This window comes from Sinomonas sp. B1-1 (assembly GCF_050474465.1).
Classification (GTDB): Bacteria; Actinomycetota; Actinomycetes; order Actinomycetales; family Micrococcaceae; genus Sinomonas; species Sinomonas flava.
Genome location: NZ_JBCHVF010000018.1, coordinates 25065 through 42348 on the forward strand (window position 1 = coordinate 25065; position 17284 = coordinate 42348).

Annotated in this window: 19 protein-coding genes; 10 read left to right on the forward strand and 9 right to left on the reverse strand. The window is 71.9% G+C overall.

The features are described from left to right. Positions 1-28 precede the first annotated feature (28 nt). The 4 genes from ACQ5BE_RS18460 to ACQ5BE_RS18475 all read right to left on the reverse strand — a co-directional run bounded on the left by ACQ5BE_RS18460 (position 29) and on the right by ACQ5BE_RS18475 (position 2826). Complete coding sequence (locus ACQ5BE_RS18460; protein ID WP_430298431.1) at positions 29-1087, reverse strand: zinc-dependent alcohol dehydrogenase family protein; 1059 nt, start codon at positions 1085-1087, stop codon at positions 29-31. Positions 1088-1181: 94 nt separating this feature from the next. Beyond that, entirely contained in the window at positions 1182-1715 is a 534-nt protein-coding gene (locus tag ACQ5BE_RS18465) for an N-acetyltransferase family protein (RefSeq protein ID WP_430298418.1), read from the reverse strand. Then, entirely contained in the window at positions 1708-2385 is a 678-nt protein-coding gene (locus ACQ5BE_RS18470; RefSeq protein WP_430298419.1) for an O-methyltransferase, read from the reverse strand. The genes ACQ5BE_RS18465 and ACQ5BE_RS18470 overlap by 8 nt, the downstream gene beginning before the upstream one ends. A 72-nt stretch (positions 2386-2457) precedes the next feature. Continuing rightward, a complete protein-coding gene (locus ACQ5BE_RS18475) occupies positions 2458-2826 on the reverse strand; it encodes a thiamine-binding protein (RefSeq protein ID WP_430298420.1) in 369 nt (122 codons plus the stop codon). A gap of 122 nt (positions 2827-2948) precedes the next feature. Between ACQ5BE_RS18475 and ACQ5BE_RS18480 the strand changes: the two genes are divergently transcribed. Next, positions 2949-3575, forward strand: coding sequence for a TetR/AcrR family transcriptional regulator (locus ACQ5BE_RS18480; RefSeq protein WP_208711324.1), 627 nt, complete (start codon positions 2949-2951; stop codon positions 3573-3575). Positions 3576-3664: 89 nt separating this feature from the next. Next, positions 3665-4360, forward strand: a complete 696-nt coding sequence (locus tag ACQ5BE_RS18485) for a DUF5684 domain-containing protein (RefSeq protein WP_430298421.1) — start codon at positions 3665-3667, stop codon at positions 4358-4360. A 113-nt stretch (positions 4361-4473) separates the two neighbouring features. Here the strand turns inward: ACQ5BE_RS18485 and ACQ5BE_RS18490 are convergent, their stop codons facing one another. From ACQ5BE_RS18490 to ACQ5BE_RS18500, 3 genes are all read right to left on the reverse strand, one after another. Beyond that, positions 4474-4785 carry an AzlD domain-containing protein gene (locus ACQ5BE_RS18490; protein ID WP_344297280.1) on the reverse strand — a complete coding sequence of 104 codons (312 nt, stop codon included), beginning with the start codon at positions 4783-4785 and terminating at the stop codon, positions 4474-4476. Then, complete coding sequence (locus ACQ5BE_RS18495; protein ID WP_430298432.1) at positions 4782-5630, reverse strand: AzlC family ABC transporter permease; 849 nt, start codon at positions 5628-5630, stop codon at positions 4782-4784. Before ACQ5BE_RS18495 ends, ACQ5BE_RS18490 begins: the two co-directional genes overlap by 4 nt. Positions 5631-5697: 67 nt before the next feature. Continuing rightward, on the reverse strand, positions 5698-6576 hold the full coding sequence (locus ACQ5BE_RS18500; protein ID WP_430298422.1) for a glycerophosphodiester phosphodiesterase: 879 nt from the start codon (positions 6574-6576) through the stop codon (positions 5698-5700). Between the two features lie 154 nt (positions 6577-6730). On the opposite strand from ACQ5BE_RS18500, the gene ACQ5BE_RS18505 reads away from it, so the two are divergent. The 3 genes from ACQ5BE_RS18505 to ACQ5BE_RS18515 all read left to right on the forward strand — a co-directional run bounded on the left by ACQ5BE_RS18505 (position 6731) and on the right by ACQ5BE_RS18515 (position 10230). Then, a complete protein-coding gene (locus tag ACQ5BE_RS18505; RefSeq protein ID WP_430298423.1) occupies positions 6731-8140 on the forward strand; it encodes an MBL fold metallo-hydrolase in 1410 nt (469 codons plus the stop codon). Between the two features lie 79 nt (positions 8141-8219). Next, positions 8220-8810, forward strand: a complete 591-nt coding sequence (locus ACQ5BE_RS18510) for a rhodanese-like domain-containing protein (RefSeq protein WP_208711319.1) — start codon at positions 8220-8222, stop codon at positions 8808-8810. Between the two features lie 118 nt (positions 8811-8928). Beyond that, positions 8929-10230: a DUF445 domain-containing protein gene (locus ACQ5BE_RS18515; protein ID WP_430298424.1), complete on the forward strand. Its 1302-nt coding sequence runs from the start codon at positions 8929-8931 to the stop codon at positions 10228-10230. 22 nt (positions 10231-10252) lie between these two features. On the opposite strand, the gene ACQ5BE_RS18520 is transcribed toward ACQ5BE_RS18515, so the two are convergent. Continuing rightward, positions 10253-11359 carry a hypothetical protein gene (locus ACQ5BE_RS18520; RefSeq protein WP_430298425.1) on the reverse strand — a complete coding sequence of 369 codons (1107 nt, stop codon included), beginning with the start codon at positions 11357-11359 and terminating at the stop codon, positions 10253-10255. 169 nt (positions 11360-11528) lie between these two features. Continuing rightward, positions 11529-12425 carry a hypothetical protein gene (locus ACQ5BE_RS18525; RefSeq protein ID WP_430298426.1) on the reverse strand — a complete coding sequence of 299 codons (897 nt, stop codon included), beginning with the start codon at positions 12423-12425 and terminating at the stop codon, positions 11529-11531. A gap of 173 nt (positions 12426-12598) precedes the next feature. Between ACQ5BE_RS18525 and ACQ5BE_RS18530 the strand changes: the two genes are divergently transcribed. From ACQ5BE_RS18530 to ACQ5BE_RS18550, 5 genes are all read left to right on the forward strand, one after another. After that, entirely contained in the window at positions 12599-12850 is a 252-nt protein-coding gene (locus ACQ5BE_RS18530; protein WP_413249660.1) for a DUF6458 family protein, read from the forward strand. Between the two features lie 222 nt (positions 12851-13072). Beyond that, a complete protein-coding gene (locus ACQ5BE_RS18535; protein WP_344297264.1) occupies positions 13073-13861 on the forward strand; it encodes a DeoR/GlpR family DNA-binding transcription regulator in 789 nt (262 codons plus the stop codon). Then, entirely contained in the window at positions 13861-14841 is a 981-nt protein-coding gene (locus tag ACQ5BE_RS18540) for a 1-phosphofructokinase family hexose kinase (RefSeq protein ID WP_430298427.1), read from the forward strand. The genes ACQ5BE_RS18535 and ACQ5BE_RS18540 overlap by 1 nt, the downstream gene beginning before the upstream one ends. Positions 14842-14843: 2 nt before the next feature. Next, positions 14844-16934 carry a PTS fructose transporter subunit IIABC gene (locus ACQ5BE_RS18545; protein ID WP_430298428.1) on the forward strand — a complete coding sequence of 697 codons (2091 nt, stop codon included), beginning with the start codon at positions 14844-14846 and terminating at the stop codon, positions 16932-16934. 25 nt (positions 16935-16959) lie between these two features. Further along, the coding region (locus ACQ5BE_RS18550; RefSeq protein ID WP_430298430.1) for a phosphoenolpyruvate-utilizing N-terminal domain-containing protein at positions 16960-17284 on the forward strand (325 nt) is incomplete at its 3' end.

A 17284-nucleotide genomic window follows, 5' to 3' on the forward strand; every position in this document is an offset into this window, starting at 1 on the left:
ATGCATGCCTCCAACGCTACCCCCGCGGTCAGGCGTCCTGAGCGCCGATGATGACCTTGAGGGCCTTCTCCCCGGCGGCATTGGCGAACGTCTCGTACGCGTCGAGGATGTTGTCGAAGGCGAAGCGGTGGGTGACGAACTTCGCGGGATCGATCTCGCCGGCCTTGATCTTCTCCAGAAGGTCGGGCGCGGTCGTGGCGTTCACGAGGCCCGTGGTGATGGTGATGTTGTTGATCCAGTCGCGGTCGATCGGGAACGTGACCGGCTTGCCGTGGACACCGACGTTGGCGACGCGTCCGCCGGGTCGGATCGAGTCGACGGCGAGCGCGAAGGTCTCGGGAATGCCCACTGCCTCGATGGCAACGTCGACACCGAGACCGTCGCGGCTGAGCTTCTTGAGCTCCCCGGCCGGGTCTCCCCCGCCGGCCTTCAGCGTGTCCGTGGCCCCGAACGCGAGGGCCTGCTCGAGCCGGTACTCGTTCCCGTCCACGGCGATGACCTTCGCCGCCCCCAGCGGACCGGCTGTCATGATCGCCGCGAGCCCGACCGGCCCGGCCCCGATGACGGCCACCTCATCGCCCTCCTTGACCCCGCCGTAGAGGACCCCGATCTCGTACCCGGTGGGGAGGATGTCGCTGAGCATGGCCCCCTGCTCGGCAGTGACGCCCTCGGGCAGGGGAATGAGTCCGTTGTCTGCGAAGGGCACGCGCACGTACTCGGCCTGGGTGCCGTCGATGAGGTGGCCGAAGATCCAGCCGATCCCGCCCAGGGTCCGGCAGTGGGAGGTCAGCCCGGACAGGCAGAAGTCGCAGGCCATGCACTTGCTGATGCACGAGATGATCACGCGGTCGCCGACCTTGACCTTGGTGCACTCCGGCCCGACCTCGGTCACGACGCCGACGCCCTCATGGCCCAGGATGCGGCCGTCGGTGACCGCGGGGACGTCGCCTTTGAGGATGTGGAGGTCCGTTCCGCAGATCGTGGTGGTCTCCACCTTCACGATCGCATCGGTGGGATCCTGGATGACCGGATCGGGAACGTCCTCCCACGCCTTCTGGCCCGGGCCGTGGTAGACAAGCGCCTTCATCATGAACCTCTCGTCAGGGGGATCTTCAGCACCAGCCAACCCAAGCGGAGCGACGGCGGATAGGGGCCTTGGGCCCCCGTTCGCTCCGTGCCCCTCATCGGAGCAGAGCAGCCTCGCGGACCATCCTGATCTCCGACAGGAAGCTGCCGCCGAACTCCCCCAGCTGGCGCGTCCCGTCCGGGACGAAGCCGAGCTTCGCGTAGAACGCCCGCGCCCGCCGGTTGTCCTCGAAGACCCAGAGGAGGGCGGGCTGCTCCCCGAGCACCCGCTCCACCACCGCGCGGGCCGCCCCGGTTCCGTACATCTCGGCCAGAACGTAGGCGGTGTAGAGCTGGAGAGGGGCCGGGCGGTCCTCGTCGAGGGCGGGGCCGGCACCGGCGAACCCGACCACGCGCCCACCGCGGCGCACGAGCGCGGACCGCCGCGCGCCGTCGGGCGTCAGGTACCCCCGCCACCTCTCGGTGCGGTCGGGACCGCCGTCCATGGGTCCGGCGAGGTACTCGGCCGGCAGGAGATGCGCGTAGGCCTCGCGCCAGGCCTGGTCCTTCACGGCGAGGACCGCCTCCGCGTCCGCCGGGGTGGCGTCGGCGATCTCGAACGGCTGGGCTGCCTCCTCGGAGTCAGCCATCGTCCTGGGCGCGGAGGACTCCGAGCGCGAAGCCGTCCCAGCCCTTGGACCCCGCCGTCTGGACGACGGTCGCGTCGAACAGGGACCCGCCCAGGAACTCGAGGGCGGAGACGATCGAGGGGGCGTTGGCCTCGTCCTGCGCCGGGTCGAGGAGCGTCCCCTCCCAGACGGCGTTGTCCAGCACGACGACGGTCCCCGGACGCCCCAGGCGCACCGCCCACTCGAGGTAGGCGACGTTGTTCTGCTTGTCGGCGTCGATGAACACGAGGTCGTACGGGCCGCTGAGCGAGGGAAGCGTGTCGAGTGCGGGCCCCACGTGCACGGTGACACGGTCGGCGAGCCCGGCCGCCGCGAGGTTATCGCGCGCGACGGCGGCGTGCTCGGGGAGGTACTCCAGTGTGTCCAGGTGACCGCCGTCGGGGAGAGCCTGGCCCATCCAGATGCTGCTGAAGCCTGCGAGCGTTCCGATCTCGAGCACGCGCCGTGCCCCCGAGATCCGCACGAGCAGTGCCAGGAGCTTCCCGGAGGTCGGCTGGACCTCGATCGGGGGCATCCCGCGCTCGACGGCGGTGCGGAGCGCCCGCTCGTGCTCGGGGCCGGGCTTGACCACGGTGTCGGTCAGCCAGCGTTCAACGTCGATCCATTCGGGCTTGGCCACGTGCTCCACCATCCGGCCAGTCTGGCACCCCGGCCGGGTCTGCGACAGGCCCTCCGCCGCTGCCCTCCGCCACTGGCCCCCGGGTCAGCCCGCGTGCTCTGGGCCCTGCTGGGCGACCGCCTTCTCGAGCCGCTCCACCTTGCCTTCGATCTCCCCCGTACGCCCGGGCCGGATGTCCGCCTTGAGCACGAGCGAGACCCGGGACCCGTACCGGCCCACGGCCTCGGTGGCCCGCTTGACCACGTCCATGACCTCGTCCCAGTCGCCTTCGATCTCCGTGAACATCGAGCTCGTGCGGTTGGGCAGACCCGATTCGCGGACCACCCTGACGGCAGCGGCCACGGCTTCGTGCACCGAATCGGACGGGACGGACGACGGCGCGTCCCCGCCGGCGGCGGCGCGCGCGGCGTCGGGGGCGGGACCGGAGGGGGCGACGGAGAAGGCGACGATCATGCGCCTCAGTCTGCCACCGCCGTCGTGCGCTCCGGGCAGGAGGAGGCGCGCCGGACGATGAGGCTCTCGAGAGCGGGCCGTCACATAGGCGACACCACCACTCTCGGAAGTACTCTTGAGGAATGCAGCAGGAACGGGCATGGCGCAAGCCGATGCGTGCGGACGCGGCGCGCAACATCGAGAAGATCATCAGCGCAGCGCTCGACTGCTTCCGCGACGAGGGGCCGCACGTGTCGCTGAAGACCGTGGCCGACCGCGCGGGCGTGGGCCCCGCGACCCTCTTCCGCAACTTCGCGGACAAGGAGGAACTCGTCCTCGCGGCCATCGAGCGGCAGCTCAAGGTCAAGGTCGATCCCATCACCGAGCTCGCGCTCGAGAACCCGGACGCGGCCGCGGGGCTGGTCGACGTGCTCGGCGCCGTCATGCAGGTCGCCAACGAGGAGCACCACCTTCTCTCGGCCGTCGCCGGCCGGCGCGCGCTCCTCGTGGGGCTCGCCGGGAAGCTCATCGAGTCCATGGGCGTGCTGCTGCAGCGCGGCCAGCAGCAGGGCACGCTCCGCGAGGAGCTCCGCCTCATCGACATGGTCCGCCTCGTCGCAATGCTGATCGGCGCGGGCGACACGGTGGAGCCGGGCTCCTTCGCGTGGCAGCGGTACGTGGCCCTCGTCGAGGATGCGATCCGGACCCACCGGGAGAACCGTCCCCTGCCCCCGCTCGAGCCGATCCCCGACGTCGAACTCCCTCTCTGAGCGCCGCCCGTGTGACGCCCTGATTAATTCTGGGAAAAGGGAAGTCCTGCCCATGGGCGCGCGGATCAAACCCAGCTAGGGTCGCTGCCATGACGACTCTCACCGTCGCCGCGTCGACGACCTATGGGAACTCCGCCGCCGCCACGGGCTTTGCCATCGTGTTCGGCCTCATCTTCGCCGTGATCGGCCTCGCGGTCGCCGGCCTGCTGCTCATGGGCATCTTCACCAAGGCCGGACGGCCAGCGTGGGAAGCCTATGTGCCCTTCTACAACCAGTACGTCCTGATCACCCACATCGTCGGCCGCCCGACCTGGTGGTTCTGGGTCATCCTTGGAGGGTCCCTCCTGAGCGCCATCCCGTTCCTGGGCTTCCTCATCGCCATCGGCGTGTTCGTCCTGTGGATCTTCGTCATGAACGACCTCTCCAAGTCGTTCGCCAAGGACACCGCGTGGACGGTGGGCCTCGTGCTGCTGCCGATCGTGTTCCTGCCGCTGCTCGGCTACGGCCAGTACCAGTACTTCGGCAAGGGCGCTCTCATGCGGGCTCCGGCCGGCTATGCGCCGCAGGGCGCCTACGGCCAGCAGCCGTATGGCCAGAGCCAGCCGCAGCCGTATGGGCAGCAGCCGTATGGCCAGCAGCCGCCGCAGGCAGGCCCGTACGGGCAGCAGCCGCCGCAGGCAGGCCCCTACGGGCAGGAGCCCCAGGAGGGCTACGGCCAGCAGCCGCCGCAGGCAGGCCCCTACGGGCAGGAGCCGTACGGCCAGCAGCCGCCGCCCAAGCAGTAAGGGACCCCAAGCCGCTGGCGACACCCCGGCTTTCGGACACGCACCCCGCTCGTTCCCGGGGTCGGGTCCGAAGGCCGGGGTGTTCGCGTGTCCCGCCGTCGGGCGCGGGCCGTCTACCCCCAGCCGAGCATCCGCAGGAGCGCCGCTGCGGCAGCCCCTGCGATCACCACGACGAGGAACGGCGCCCGCAGGGCGAGCGCGAGGGCAGCTGCCACGAGCGCCCCCAGCCGGGCGTCGAGCACGAGCGCCTGCCCCGCCGCCACTGCATTGACCGCGGTCAGCGACGCGAGCAGCCCGATCGTCACGGTGCCCGCGATCCGCAGCATCCGCTCGTTCTCCATCCACCGCCGCGGCAGCAGGTAGCCGAGCAGCTTCAGCGCGTACGCCGCGGCGCACGCCACGAGGATCCACCCCCAGAGGCTCACGCTCGGCCTCCGTCCGCATCCGGCTCGCCGCCGGCGCCGGGACCCGACGCACGACGCCGCCCCTCGCCGTCCGCCGGCGCCTCACCGTCGCGGCCCGCCGAGCCGCGGCGGGACATGGACTGGCCCTCGTACGGGTCGATGTCCGGGCCGAGTCCCTCGACGCCGAGGCCGGCGGCCTGCCGCGCCTCGGCCCGGGCGTGGCTGACCCAGCCGAGCACGGCCGCGACCACCGCCGCGACGAGGATCGGAACGCCGGAGGGGACGAACGGCACGGCGAGGACGGTGGCCAGGGCGCAGACCACGGCGATGGCGACCGGCTCGCGGCCCTTGAGCCGGGGCCAGAGCAGCCCGAGGAACGCGGCGACGGCGGCGCCGTCGAGGCCCCACTGCTTCGGGTCGCCGAGGGCGTTGCCCGCGAACGCGCCGACGGCCGTGAAGGCGTTCCACAGCACGAACACGCCGACGCCGGCGACCCAGAACCCCCGGCGCTGCTCGACCTGCGAGTCCTGGCCGACGGCTGTGGCTGTCGATTCGTCGATCGTGAACTGCGGCGCCACGAAGCGCCGCCACCCGCTGGGCGAGAATATGGCGTTGAGCTGCATCCCGTACACGGCGTTGCGGATGCCCAGGAGCGTCGCCGCGGCCGCAGCCGCAGCCCCCGAGCCGCCTCCTGCCACGACGCCGATGAACGCGAACTGCGAGCCGCCGGTGAACATGAGCAGGCTCAGCGCCATGGTCTGGAGCACGTCGAGCCCCGAGGCGACGCCGAGGGCGCCGAAGGAGATGCCGTAGAGACCGGTCGCGACGGAGATCGAGGCGCCGACCCGCGCGGCCGGCGAGCGCAGCAGCGACCGCGGGGCGCCGCCGTCGTGCGCGGGCTGGGGCGAGGCAGGCGTGTCCGGATGGTCCGCGTCAGCCAACGGCCGCCGCCTTCACCTGGGCGAGGACCTCGGCGGGCCTGTTGGTGGTGATCTGCTGGATGCCCACGTCGAGGCAGTGCTGGACGTCCTCGGGCGAGTCGACGGTCCAGACGCGGAAGGTGAGCCCGGCCGCGAGCCAGGCGCGGACGCGGTTCGGGTTCTCGCGCACATAGGAGATCCCGGGGCCGGCCAGGCCGACGCGCCCGGCATCGAGGATCTCCTCGGCGTCGCGCTGGGCCGCTTTGAGGACATTGGCGACGGCGCCGCCCGTGAAGGCGCCGAGGGCAGTGGACTCGCGCAGCTCGTCGACCGTCACGTCGTCGACGAGCATGCACACATGCCGGGCGGGGACGCGATCGAGGAGGTACTCGATCGCCTCGGGGTCGAAGCTCATGAAGCTCACCGCCACGTTTCCCACCACCGAGGACTCAGGCTCCAATCCACGGGCGGCGAGGAGCTCGAGGACGCGGTCCTCGAGCCGGAACCGGTAGGGGGTGGGGTGCTTGAGCTCGATGGCGAGGCCCACTGGCCGTGCCGCGGCAGCGAGGATGTCCAGGAGCTCGGGCAGGGTCAGGAGCTGCTGGCTCGCGGCGCCGAACTCGTCCGGGATGCGGATGCCCTTCCACGAGGAGAAGTCGAGCTCCCGGAGCTGGGCGAGCGTCCTCTCGGCCACCGGCCCGGTGCCGGTCGAGGTGCGGTCGAGGTTGGCGTCGTGGAGCAGGACGACGTGCTGGTCTCTCGTGAGGTGGACGTCGCACTCGACCCCGTCCGCTCCCTCGGCGAGGGCCTGGAGGTAGGCGGCGCGGGTGTGCTCGGCGAACCGGGCGCTCGCGCCGCGATGGGCGTAGACGAGGGGACGGGGGCTGGTCATGGCGCCTAGGGTAGCCGACCCACGCGTCGACCGAGTGCGGGACGGGGACGCAGCGCACCCCGCTCCGGCGGAGTTTGCGCGATACCCCCAGAGGTATTATTGTTGAGGACAGGAGATACCCCTAGGGGTATAACGGATCCGGAAGGAGAAAGCCATGCTGCTCGAGCGCATCTACGACGAGGACCTCGCCCAGGCCGGCTACATGATCGGCTGCCAGGCGAAGGGGGAGGCCATCGTGGTCGACGCCCGCCGCGACATTGCCCCCTACCTTGAGCTCGCCGCGGCGAACGGGATGAAGATCGTCGCCGTGACCGAGACCCACATCCACGCCGACTACCTCTCCGGCACGCGTGAGCTCGCCGCCGCGACGGGCGCCACGATGTACGTCTCCGGCGAGGGCGGCGACGACTGGCAGTACGGCTTCGAGGCCGAGCGCCTTCAGGACGGCAGCCAGATCGCCCTCGGAAACATCACCATCAAGGCGCTGCACACGCCCGGCCACACCCCGGAGCACCTCTCGTTCCTCGTCACCGACGGCGCGTTCGCGGACCAGGCTGGCTACCTGCTCTCCGGCGACTTCGTGTTCGCCGGCGACCTCGGCCGCCCGGACCTGCTCGACGAGGCCGCCGGCGGCGTCAACACCCGGTTCGAGGGCGCACGCCTCCTCTTCAAGAGCCTGCAGGAGAAGTTCCTTACCCTCCCCGACCACGTCCAGGTGCACCCGGGCCACGGCTCCGGCAGCGCCTGCGGCAAGGCCCTCGGCTCGATCCCGTCCACCACGGTGGGCTACGAGCGCCTCTTCTCGTGGTGGGCCCCGTACCTCGCGGCCAATGACGAGGAGGGCTTCGTGAACGAGCTCCTCGACGGCCAGCCGGACGCGCACGCCTACTTCGGCCGCATGAAGCGCCAGAACCGCCAGGGCCCGGCCGTCATGGGCGAGCGCGGCGAGCTGCCCCAGCTCGACAACGCGGGCATCGCGGAGGACCTCGCCGCGGACCGCATCACGTTCGTTGACACGCGTCACAACGCCGAGGTCCACGAGGGCACAGTTGCCGGGTCGCTCAACATCCCGGCCGGCGGAAAGATGGCCACCTACGGCGCCTGGGCCTACAACCCCGAGGCCGACTCCCGCCCGCTGGTGCTCCTCGCCCCTGACCAGGCGGCAGCCCGCGAGATGTGGGACCACCTCGTGCGCGTTGGCATCGACGACGTCGCGGGCTTCACCCCGGCGCTCGACGGCCTGCCCATGGAGACCCCGAAGGTCCTGGAGCCGAAGGAGCTCGAGGGCTTCGACGCCGCACTCCTGCTGGATGTGCGCAACAAAGGCGAGTTCGCCGCGGGGAACATCCCCGGCTCCGTCCAGCTGAGCGCCAGCCGCGTCCTGTGGCACACCGACCAGCTGCCCTCGGACGGCGTGATCGTGAGCTACTGCCAGTCCGGCGTCCGCAACTCGGTGGCCGCGAGCGCCCTGCGCCGCGCCGGGTACGACGTGGTGGAGCTCGACGGCTCCTACGCCGGCTGGAAGGCCTGGAAGGACTCCCAGGAGACCGTCTCGGCCGGCTGACCCAGACCGCCTCAGCCCACCCCCTGACCCGTGGGGCGCGCCTCCCCCGGCGCGCCCCACACCCCTGCGAAAGGAAGACATGACCGACGGCACCCAGACCGCCACCACCCTGAGCCCCCAGACGCTGCGCGCGTGGATCGACACGCACGAGGACCTCATCGTGATCGACGTCCGCTCGGCTGCCGAGTTCGAGACGCAGCACATCCGCGGCTCGTACAACGTCCCGCTCCCCCTCCTCTCCGAGCACACCGAGGACCTCGCCGAGCGCCTCGGCAAGCGGGTCGTGCTGGTGTGCCAGTCCGGCGTGCGCGCCGAGCAGGCGCGGCAGAGGCTCGACGGCGCGGGCATCGGTTCGGCCCTGATCCTCGAGGGCGGCGTGCCCGCCTTCGCCGCGGCTGGCGGCGACGTGGTCCGCGGTGCCCAGCGGTGGGCGCTCGAGCGGCAGGTCCGCATGGCCGCGGGCGGGCTCGTGGTGGCCGGCCTCGTGGCGGGGAAGTTCGTCTCCCCCAAGCTGCGTGCGCTCTCCGGCGCCATCGGTGCCGGCCTCGCGTTCTCCGCGGCGACGAACACGTGCGCCATGGGCAACGCACTCGCCAAGATGCCGTGGAACAAGACTGCCTCTGAGCCGAGCGCGGCTGACGCGATCGGACAGATCCCCGCGCAGAACTAGCTGCGCGCCGGAAACGGCCCCTGACCCGGATGCCCTGTCGGTCCCCCCTCCGGCAGGGCATCCGGCTTCCCCTGGCAGAGACAGCCGGCTGTCGGCAGGACGCCGGTAGGGTTGCCCTATGGTGACGCTCAACCGGCTCATGGGCACGTCCTCGGCGACAGGGCCCGGGCTCAGCCCCGGCGACGCCGAGAAGGCCGCGGCCCTGAAGCGCATGAAGGCCTTCGCGCTCTCTCTCCTGCTGGTGATGGCCGTCATCTTCGCGGTGTCCTTCGCCCTCCAGGAGCGGTTCCCATGGCTCCAGTACGTCCGCGCGGCCGCCGAGGGCGGCATGGTCGGTGCCCTCGCGGACTGGTTCGCGGTGACGGCCCTGTTCCGCCACCCGATGGGGCTGCCCATCCCCCACACGGCGATCATCCCGACCCGGAAGGACGCGATCGGCGCGTCCCTGAGCGCCTTCGTGCGGGACAACTTCCTCTCCTCGGCCGTGGTCAGGACCAAGCTCGAGACGGTCGATGTCGCCAGGAAGGCCGGCACCTGGCTGGCGAGCCCCGCCGGGGCCGAGCGGGTCGCGAAGGAGGGCGCCGCCGTCGTGCACGGCCTCTTCACCGTGCTCAACGACGACGACGTGCAGGCCGTCATCGAGGGGATGGTGCGGCGGCACCTGCTCGCCCCGCCCTGGGGGCCGCCGGTCGGGCGGCTCGCGGAGCGCGTCTTCGAGGCGGGGCACCACCACCAGCTCGTCGACATGCTCGTGGACCGGGCCGCGGACTGGGTGGCCGGGAACTACGACGCCGTCACGCGGGTCGTGTCCGACCGCTCGCCGTCCTGGGTGCCGAGTTTCGCGAATGACCTCGTGGGGGACAAGGTCTACATCGAGGTCTCCAAGTTCGTCGCCGCGGTGCAGTCCGACCCCGACCATCAGGTCCGCCGCTCGATCGACGCCTACCTCAAGGAGCTGGCCCGCGACCTCCAGCACGATCCGAAGATGATCGCCCGGGCGGAGGGCATCAAGGCCCAGGTCCTCGGGGACCCGCAGGTGCGCGACCTCGCCGGCCGCACGTGGGCCACGATCAAGAAGGCCCTCCTCGAGGCGGTCGCGAACCCCCACAGCGAGCTCCACCACCGGTTCACCACGGCGGTCCGGGACTTCGGCGCCCGGCTGGTCGAGGACGAGGAGCTCGCCGGCAAGGTCAACGCGTGGGTGGCCGACGCGGCGTCGTACATCGTCGCGACGTACCGCAGCGACATCGCCGGCGTCATCGAGGACACCGTGGCGCGCTGGGACGCCGAGGAGACCTCCCAGAAGATCGAGCTGCAGGTCGGCAAGGACCTCCAGTTCATCCGGATCAACGGCACCGTGGTCGGCGCCCTGGCGGGGCTGCTCATCTTCGCCGTCGCGCACGCCGTCTTCGGCGGCTGACGCCAGGACGCCGGCCGACCGCTCAGGCGCAGGCGTCCTTCGCCGCCGCGGCGTACTGGCCGGTGCGGAGGAACTCGACCACGACGAGCGGATCGTGGGCCGCAAGCGCGTCCTGCGCGGCGGCCCAGACGGCGGGCGTCGCGGCTGCCAGGAGCGCGTACACCGCCTGGCGGTCGTTGGCTGCCTGAGCCTCGAGCCTCCCGGTGCGGAGGAACTCCATGAGCGCCTCACGGGTGCCGTCAGCGAGGGCACCCTCGGCGGCGCGGAGCACAGCGCCCCGGGCGGTCGCAGCCACGCCTTCGACGGCGGCCGCGTACTGCCCCCGGCGCAGGAACTCGGCGACTACCGCCGGATCTCCCGAGTCGAGCGGGGCCTGCGCGGCCTGCGCGACCGCGGGCACGCCGAGGGCGATGGTCTGATAGGCAGCGATGCGGTCCTGAAGGGTCTTCGTCTTCACGAGGCCGTCGGCGAGGAAGCCGGCGAGGACGTCGTCGCGCGAGACCTCGTCCGGTGCGGCGGCAGCGTCCGCGAGCGCCCGCTGCGCGGCGGCGGCGACGTGGGTCGGGCCGTTGGCCGCCCACCACTCCACTGCTGCCGCGGCCTCGAGTCCGGCCGGCGCCTGGAGGTCCCATGCCGGAACCACGTCGAGCCGCATCGCAGGGATCCCGGAGCCGTATTCCGGGCCCGGCGCCGCGGCGAACGGCGGCGTCGTGCACCGCGGAGGCTCGGGTGGCGGGGCAGCCGGGGCAGCGGGCTCCGGCGTCTGGGTGGCCGGCGCCGGATCCTGCGCGAGGGGAACCACCACGAGCCCCGAAGATGGCCGCCCTGGCCCCGCCGGAAGGGCCGCCTGGATTCGCCGCCACGGCGTCGGGACGGCAGGGATCTCGGCGACGGGGAGCTCTGCTGCCAGCTCGGCCGCCTGCCCGGAGGTCCGGTCCGTCGCTGGCGCCGTCGGGCTGTCGGCCGCGGCTTCGGCAGCTGCGTACGACGGCGGCCGGCCGGCCCCCGGGGCTGCCGGTTCCGCAGTCTGCGGACGACTCTGGGCGCTTTCCGTGCCGGCCGGATCCGCGGACCGCATGCAGCCGGCGGCTCCGAGCACGAGGCCCAGCACCACCGTCGATGACGCCACGCCCACGGAAAGCGACGCACGCTGGCGACGCGACAGACGAATCCCCACAGTTTCCCCCAGACCTCATGACCCCCCGGTCACGGCACGAATGGAGGCAACGTATCAGGTGGCGCGCACGGCTGCACGCTGCGGGCGCCGGTGCCGTCGTCTGGGCGCGGGCCGGCCTCGCTCAGGCTTCTCCGCGGCCTACTCCGCGCAAGCGGGCCCGGCGCTCCTCGATCTCCCGCTCCACGGCCTGCTCGGGGGTTTCGGCGGGCTCGAGGGGCTCGGACGAGGAGAGCAGGGCGCCCCGGAACGCATCAACCTCGTTCGGTTTCACGTGGAACTCACCGGGGAGGACATCGGGCGCCGGGCCGAACGCTTCCCGCGCCGCTTTCACCACGGCGCGGCCCATGACGAGGTTGCCCGCGCCGCCGACCACCGCGCCGACCCCGAACGGCAGGGCGCGCCCGAGCATGGCACTGCCCTGCTTCTTGAGCATCCACTTCAGGAAGCGCTTCTGCACTGTGCTCTGGATGGCCTTCAGCGCTGACGAGGGGACGGAGCGGTTGAGCGCTGTGCCCCACGCGCGGGTCGCGCTCCCGCCCCGCCCCAGGGCCTGGCCGCTGAAGGCGGACAGTAGCGCGGCCCCCTCCTCCCCCAGCATGATGGCCATGACCGTGGTGCGGGCGCGCTCAGGGTCTTCGAGGTGCACCCCGTGCAGCTCTGCGACCGACGCCGCATAGAAGGCGGTAGCCTCGAGGAAGCCGATCGTCGCGGCGGCCGAGAGCCCCAGGGACGCGACGGTGCCCACGCCCGGGACGGCCGCGGTACCGCCGACCGCCGCACCGCCGCCGGCGACCGCCCGGAGATAATCCCGCTCGAGGCGCGCACTCAGCTGGGCAGGGCTTTCCTTGGGATGCTGACGCCGCATGCGGCGCAGATTGGCGAGGACCAGCGGGCGCTGGACGTCGACGGCCCTCAGGAGCGCGCGGTGGACGGCGGGCTTCGCCTGGCCCTGGGAGTCGAACATGGCCTGGTGGGCTGTGTCCTGCGCGATGCGCAGGGCGACGTTCTTCTTCGCCATCTCCTCAGCCTAGCCCCGTGCCCTGCCCCATGTCCGCGCGCCTTCGCCATCGGCTTACCCCGCTCCCGGAACTGTTTCGCCCGGGCTGCGGCGGGGAAGTACAACCGCAAGCCCGCGGTCCCGCGGGCGCAAAGCGCTGCCCCCAGCACCCGCAGCGACGGAAGGAGCTCATTATGGGCATCGGTGCATCCATCTTCCTCATCGCGATCGGCGCGATTCTTGCGTTCGCCATCACCCCTGGCCTGATCCCCTACGTCGACCAGACGCTCATCGGCTACATCCTCATCGGCGTCGGCGTCCTCGGACTCGTCATCTCCCTCGTGATGATGAACTCCGGCCCTCGCCGCCGAGTGCGCGAGTCGCGCCGCATGGTTGACCCCGAGACGGGCGACACCATCACGCGCCACGACACGCGCGAGGTCTAGGAGACCGGCGGGCCCCCGCCCGCCGCCTTCGCCCTCAACACCACAGATCGGCCCGGTGGAGACATTCTCCGCCGGGTCGATCTGCGTTTGCGTGGGAACTGTTGACAACCCCACATAAACGCAGATACAGTCAATCAATCCCACATTGATGTGATGGGAGACACAGACTGGAAAGCGCCGCCGGAAGCGGCCGACGGACGACAAGGGCGTCGAGGAGTAGCAATGTTCGCGGAGGAACGGCAGCGGCTGGTGGCCGAGCGCGTGGCCGAGATCGGGCGCGTGAGCGTCACGGAACTCGCAGAGCGCTTCTCTGTCACGACCGAGACTGTCCGCCGCGACCTTGCCACCCTCGAAACCGCCGGAGTCCTCCGCCGCGTGCACGGGGGCGCCGTACCCGCGGAGCGTGCGAGCACCGCGGAGCCCAGCCTCCTCGAGCGGCAGGTGCAAAACCTCCTCGAAAAGCGTGCCATGGCGGAGGCGGCGGCCGCCCTCGTCGTCTCGTCCCGCGCCGGAAGCGTGCTCCTGGACGCCGGAAGCTCCACCGAGGCCCTCGCCGAGCGGCTCATGGGGTCCCGGCCGGATGGCAAGGAGCTCGTCGTCGTCACCAACGCCCTCCCCATCGCGGACAAGCTCGCGACGGACGCGTCGCTCTCGGTCCAGCTCCTCGGCGGCCGGATCCGCCCGCTCACCCGGGCGGCGGTGGGGCCAGCCACGGTCGACGCCGTCGAGCGCCTCCGCCCCGACCTCGTCTTCATGGGCGCGAACGGGATCCACGCGACGTTCGGGCTCAGCACCCCGGACGTCGAGGAGGCGTCCGTCAAGGCCGCCTTCGTCCGCTGCGCACGGCGCGTCGTCGTGCTGGCGGACCACAGCAAGTTCGGCGTGGAGACGCTCGTGCAGTTCGCGCGCCTCGACCAGCTGGACGTCATCGTGACCGACCGCGCCCCCCGGGGCGAGATGGCCGACGCGCTCGCGGAGGCCGGAGTGGAAGTAGTGGAGGCAGGCATCTGATGATCGTGACCCTGACCGCGAACCCGAGCCTCGACCGCACGGTCGAGCTCGGCGGACCCCTCGAGCGGGGTGAGGTGCAGCGTGCGGTGTCGGTCCGGCAGGAGTCGGGCGGCAAGGGCGTGAACGTCTCCCGCGCCCTCAAGGCCTCCGGCCTCGACACGCTCGCCGTCCTCCCCGGCGACCCGGCCGACCCCGTCCTCGCCGGCCTCGAGGCGACCGGCGTTCCGTTCGCCGCGCTCAAGATCGGCGCGCCCCTGCGCTCCAACGTCGCCCTGACCGAGCCCGACGGCGTCACCACGAAGGTCAACGAGCCGGGCCCGGAGCTCTCGGAGGAGCTCCAGGAGCAGCTCCTGGAACTCCTCGTCGAGCGGGCCCGCGGCGCCTCGTGGGTCGTGCTCGCCGGCTCGGTGCCCCCGGGGGTGCCGGCGGGCTTCTACGCCACGGCGGCGGAGCGGATCCGCACCGACCCGTCGCTCGACGGCGCGGCCCCCAAGGTCGCGGTCGACTCCTCGGGGGCTCCCCTCGCGGCGTCGCTGAAGGGGAAGCCGGAGCTGCTCAAGCCCAACGCGGACGAGCTCTCCGAGCTCGCCGCGATGGTGGGGATGCACGACGCCGGCACCCCCGCCGAGCTGGAAGCCTCGCCGGAGCGCGCGGCGAAGGCAGCGCGTGCCCTCGTGGAGGCCGGCGTCGGCGCCGTGCTCGCCACGCTGGGATCGAAGGGGGCCGTCCTCGTGACGGCAGAGGGCGCCTGGCACGCGACCCACTCCCCCATCCGGGCCGTCAGCACCGTGGGTGCCGGCGACTCCTCGTTGGCCGGGTACCTCCTGGCCGACCTGTCCGGGGCGGACGCCGAGGGCCGCCTCCGTCAGGCGGTGGCCCATGGAGCCGCCGCCGCGTCCCTGCCGGGGTCAACCGTCCCGGCAGTGAACCAGACCAATCCCTCTGCCGTGACCGTCACGGCCCTTGTCACGAAGGACTGACCATGACCGAACTCCTCAGCCCCGAGCTCGTCGTGCTCGACGCGTCGCTGGGTTCGTCGCCCGCCGACGTCATCCGGCACCTGGCCGGCCTGGTGGCCGACGCCGGCCGCGCCACGGAGGTGGAGGGACTCTTCGCCGACGCGTACGCGCGCGAGCAGAAGACCGCCACCGGTGTCCCCGGCGGGATCGCCATCCCGCACTGCCGTTCGACCGCCGTCACGGTGCCGTCCCTCGCGATGGCGCGCCTGTCCCAGCCGGTGGACTTCGGCGCCAAGGACGGCCCCGCGGACATCGTCTTCTTCATCGCCGCCCCCGAGGGCGCCGACCAGCAGCACCTCAAGCTCCTCGCGAAGCTGGCCCGCAGCCTCATCAAGAAGGACTTCACGGCCTCCCTGCGGGCGGCCGGGAGCCAGCACGAGGTCGTCTCCCTCGTCAACGATGCCCTCGGCCTCTCTGCCCCTGCCCCTGCCACAGCAGGCGCCGTGGCAGCAGGCGGCGCCTCGGCGGGCGCCGGATCGTCCGCAGGCCCCGTCTCGGCGGGCGCCGCGTCCTCCACAGGCGGGGGCTCAGCGCGCCGCATCGTCGCCGTCACCGCCTGCCCGACCGGCATCGCGCACACGTACATGGCGGCCGACTCGCTCGTCGCGGCGGGCAAGGACAAGGGCGTCGACGTGCAGGTCGAGACCCAGGGCTCCGCGGGGGCGACGCCGCTCGCGCAGTCCGTCATCGACGCGGCCGACGCGGTGGTCTTCGCAGTGGACGTGGACGTCCGCGACAAGGAGCGCTTCGCCGGGAAGCCGTACGTGCAGTCGCCGGTCAAGCGCGGCATCGACGAGCCCGGCGTCATGATCGACGAGGCGCTGTCCGTGGCGGCCGACCCCAACGGGCGGCGCGTCGTCGCGGCGGCGGGCGCGTCGTCGTCGGCCTCCGGCTCTGGTTCTGCCTCCGGCCTCGCCGAGTCGTTCGGCGGCAAGCTCAAGCGCTCGCTCCTCACGGGCGTGAGCTACATGATCCCGTTCGTCGCCGGTGGCGGCCTGCTCATCGCACTGGGCTTCCTCCTCGGTGGCTTCGACATCACGAAGTACGCGGACACGATCGTGGTCAAGAACAACCTGTTCAGCCTCCCGACCGAGTTCGGCCCGCAGGCCTGGGGACCGCTCGGCGCGTACATCGGCGCCGTGCTGTTCAAGATCGGCGCGCTGTCGATGGGCTTCCTCGTCCCGGCGCTCGCCGGCTACATTGCCTACGCGCTCGCCGACCGGCCGGGCATCGCCCCAGGCTTCGTCGCCGGCGCTGTCGCAGGATTCATGGGCGCTGGCTTCCTCGGCGGCATCGTGGGCGGCCTCCTGGCCGGCTACGTCGCGCACTGGCTCGCGTCGCTCCCTGCACCCCGCTGGCTGCGCGGACTCATGCCGGTGGCGATCATCCCGCTCGTCGCCTCGATCATCGCGTCCGGGCTGCTGTTCGTGGTCCTCGGCGGCCCGATCGCCTTCATCACCAAGGCCCTCAACGACTGGCTGACCGGGATGAGCGGCGCGACCGCCGTCATCCTCGGGATCATCCTCGGCCTCATGATGTGCTTCGACCTGGGCGGCCCCGTGAACAAGGTGGCCTACGCCTTCGCGGTCGCCGGCCTGAGCGCCGGCAGCGCCACCAACGCGGCCCCGTACCAGATCATGGCGGCCGTCATGGCCGCGGGCATGGTCCCGCCGCTGGCGATGGCCCTGGCCACCGTGCTCGACCACAAGAACTTCAACGCCACCGAGCACGAGAACGGCAAGGCGGCGTGGCTCCTGGGCGCGTCGTTCATCTCCGAGGGCGCGATCCCGTTCGCCGCGGCCGACCCGCTGCGGGTCATCCCGGCCTCGATGCTCGGCGGCGCCCTGACCGGCGCACTGTCGATGGCCTTCGGCGCCGGATCCAAGGCTCCCCACGGCGGCATCTTCGTCTTCTTCGCGATCGACAACTTCATCATGTGGGTCGTCTCGATCGCCGCGGGCGTCGTCGTGACGGCTCTGGCCACCATCGCCCTCAAGCGCTACGTTGGCAAGAAGGCGCCCGAGACCGCCGAAGCCGTCCCCGTCGCCGCCTGAGCGACAGAGAGTCCGAGGTCGAATCATGGAGCAGTTTCACGGTGTCGGTGTGACTCCGGGGCGGGTTGTGGGGCCGGTGCTGCAGATGCCGGCGCCGGTGTCCGAGCCGGGTCCGGGGCCGGTTCCGGGGCAGGACGCGGTGGTGGAGGCGGAGCGGATCCGGTCCGCGTCCAAGGCCGTGCAGGCGGCGCTGAAGGACCGCGCCGCGGCCGCCACGGGCGATGCGCGGGGCGTGCTGGAGGCGACCGCGCTGATGGCCGCGGACCCGATGCTGGTCAAGGGCGCCGTGAAGCTGCTGGACCCCTCGAGTGACGGGGGTGCCCGCTCGGCCGAGCGGGCGGTGTGGGAGT

Coding starts and splice junctions, on each gene's coding strand:
- ACQ5BE_RS18460 (WP_430298431.1), bottom strand. CDS start 1,087: ATGAAGGCGCTTGTCTACCACGGCCCGGGCCAGAAGGCGTGGGAGGAC.
- ACQ5BE_RS18465 (WP_430298418.1), bottom strand. CDS start 1,715: ATGGCTGACTCCGAGGAGGCAGCCCAGCCGTTCGAGATCGCCGACGCC.
- ACQ5BE_RS18470 (WP_430298419.1), bottom strand. CDS start 2,385: ATGGTGGAGCACGTGGCCAAGCCCGAATGGATCGACGTTGAACGCTGG.
- ACQ5BE_RS18475 (WP_430298420.1), bottom strand. CDS start 2,826: ATGATCGTCGCCTTCTCCGTCGCCCCCTCCGGTCCCGCCCCCGACGCC.
- ACQ5BE_RS18480 (WP_208711324.1), top strand. CDS start 2,949: ATGCAGCAGGAACGGGCATGGCGCAAGCCGATGCGTGCGGACGCGGCG.
- ACQ5BE_RS18485 (WP_430298421.1), top strand. CDS start 3,665: ATGACGACTCTCACCGTCGCCGCGTCGACGACCTATGGGAACTCCGCC.
- ACQ5BE_RS18500 (WP_430298422.1), bottom strand. CDS start 6,576: ATGACCAGCCCCCGTCCCCTCGTCTACGCCCATCGCGGCGCGAGCGCC.
- ACQ5BE_RS18505 (WP_430298423.1), top strand. CDS start 6,731: ATGCTGCTCGAGCGCATCTACGACGAGGACCTCGCCCAGGCCGGCTAC.
- ACQ5BE_RS18510 (WP_208711319.1), top strand. CDS start 8,220: ATGACCGACGGCACCCAGACCGCCACCACCCTGAGCCCCCAGACGCTG.
- ACQ5BE_RS18515 (WP_430298424.1), top strand. CDS start 8,929: ATGGTGACGCTCAACCGGCTCATGGGCACGTCCTCGGCGACAGGGCCC.
- ACQ5BE_RS18525 (WP_430298426.1), bottom strand. CDS start 12,425: ATGGCGAAGAAGAACGTCGCCCTGCGCATCGCGCAGGACACAGCCCAC.
- ACQ5BE_RS18530 (WP_413249660.1), top strand. CDS start 12,599: ATGGGCATCGGTGCATCCATCTTCCTCATCGCGATCGGCGCGATTCTT.
- ACQ5BE_RS18535 (WP_344297264.1), top strand. CDS start 13,073: ATGTTCGCGGAGGAACGGCAGCGGCTGGTGGCCGAGCGCGTGGCCGAG.
- ACQ5BE_RS18540 (WP_430298427.1), top strand. CDS start 13,861: ATGATCGTGACCCTGACCGCGAACCCGAGCCTCGACCGCACGGTCGAG.
- ACQ5BE_RS18545 (WP_430298428.1), top strand. CDS start 14,844: ATGACCGAACTCCTCAGCCCCGAGCTCGTCGTGCTCGACGCGTCGCTG.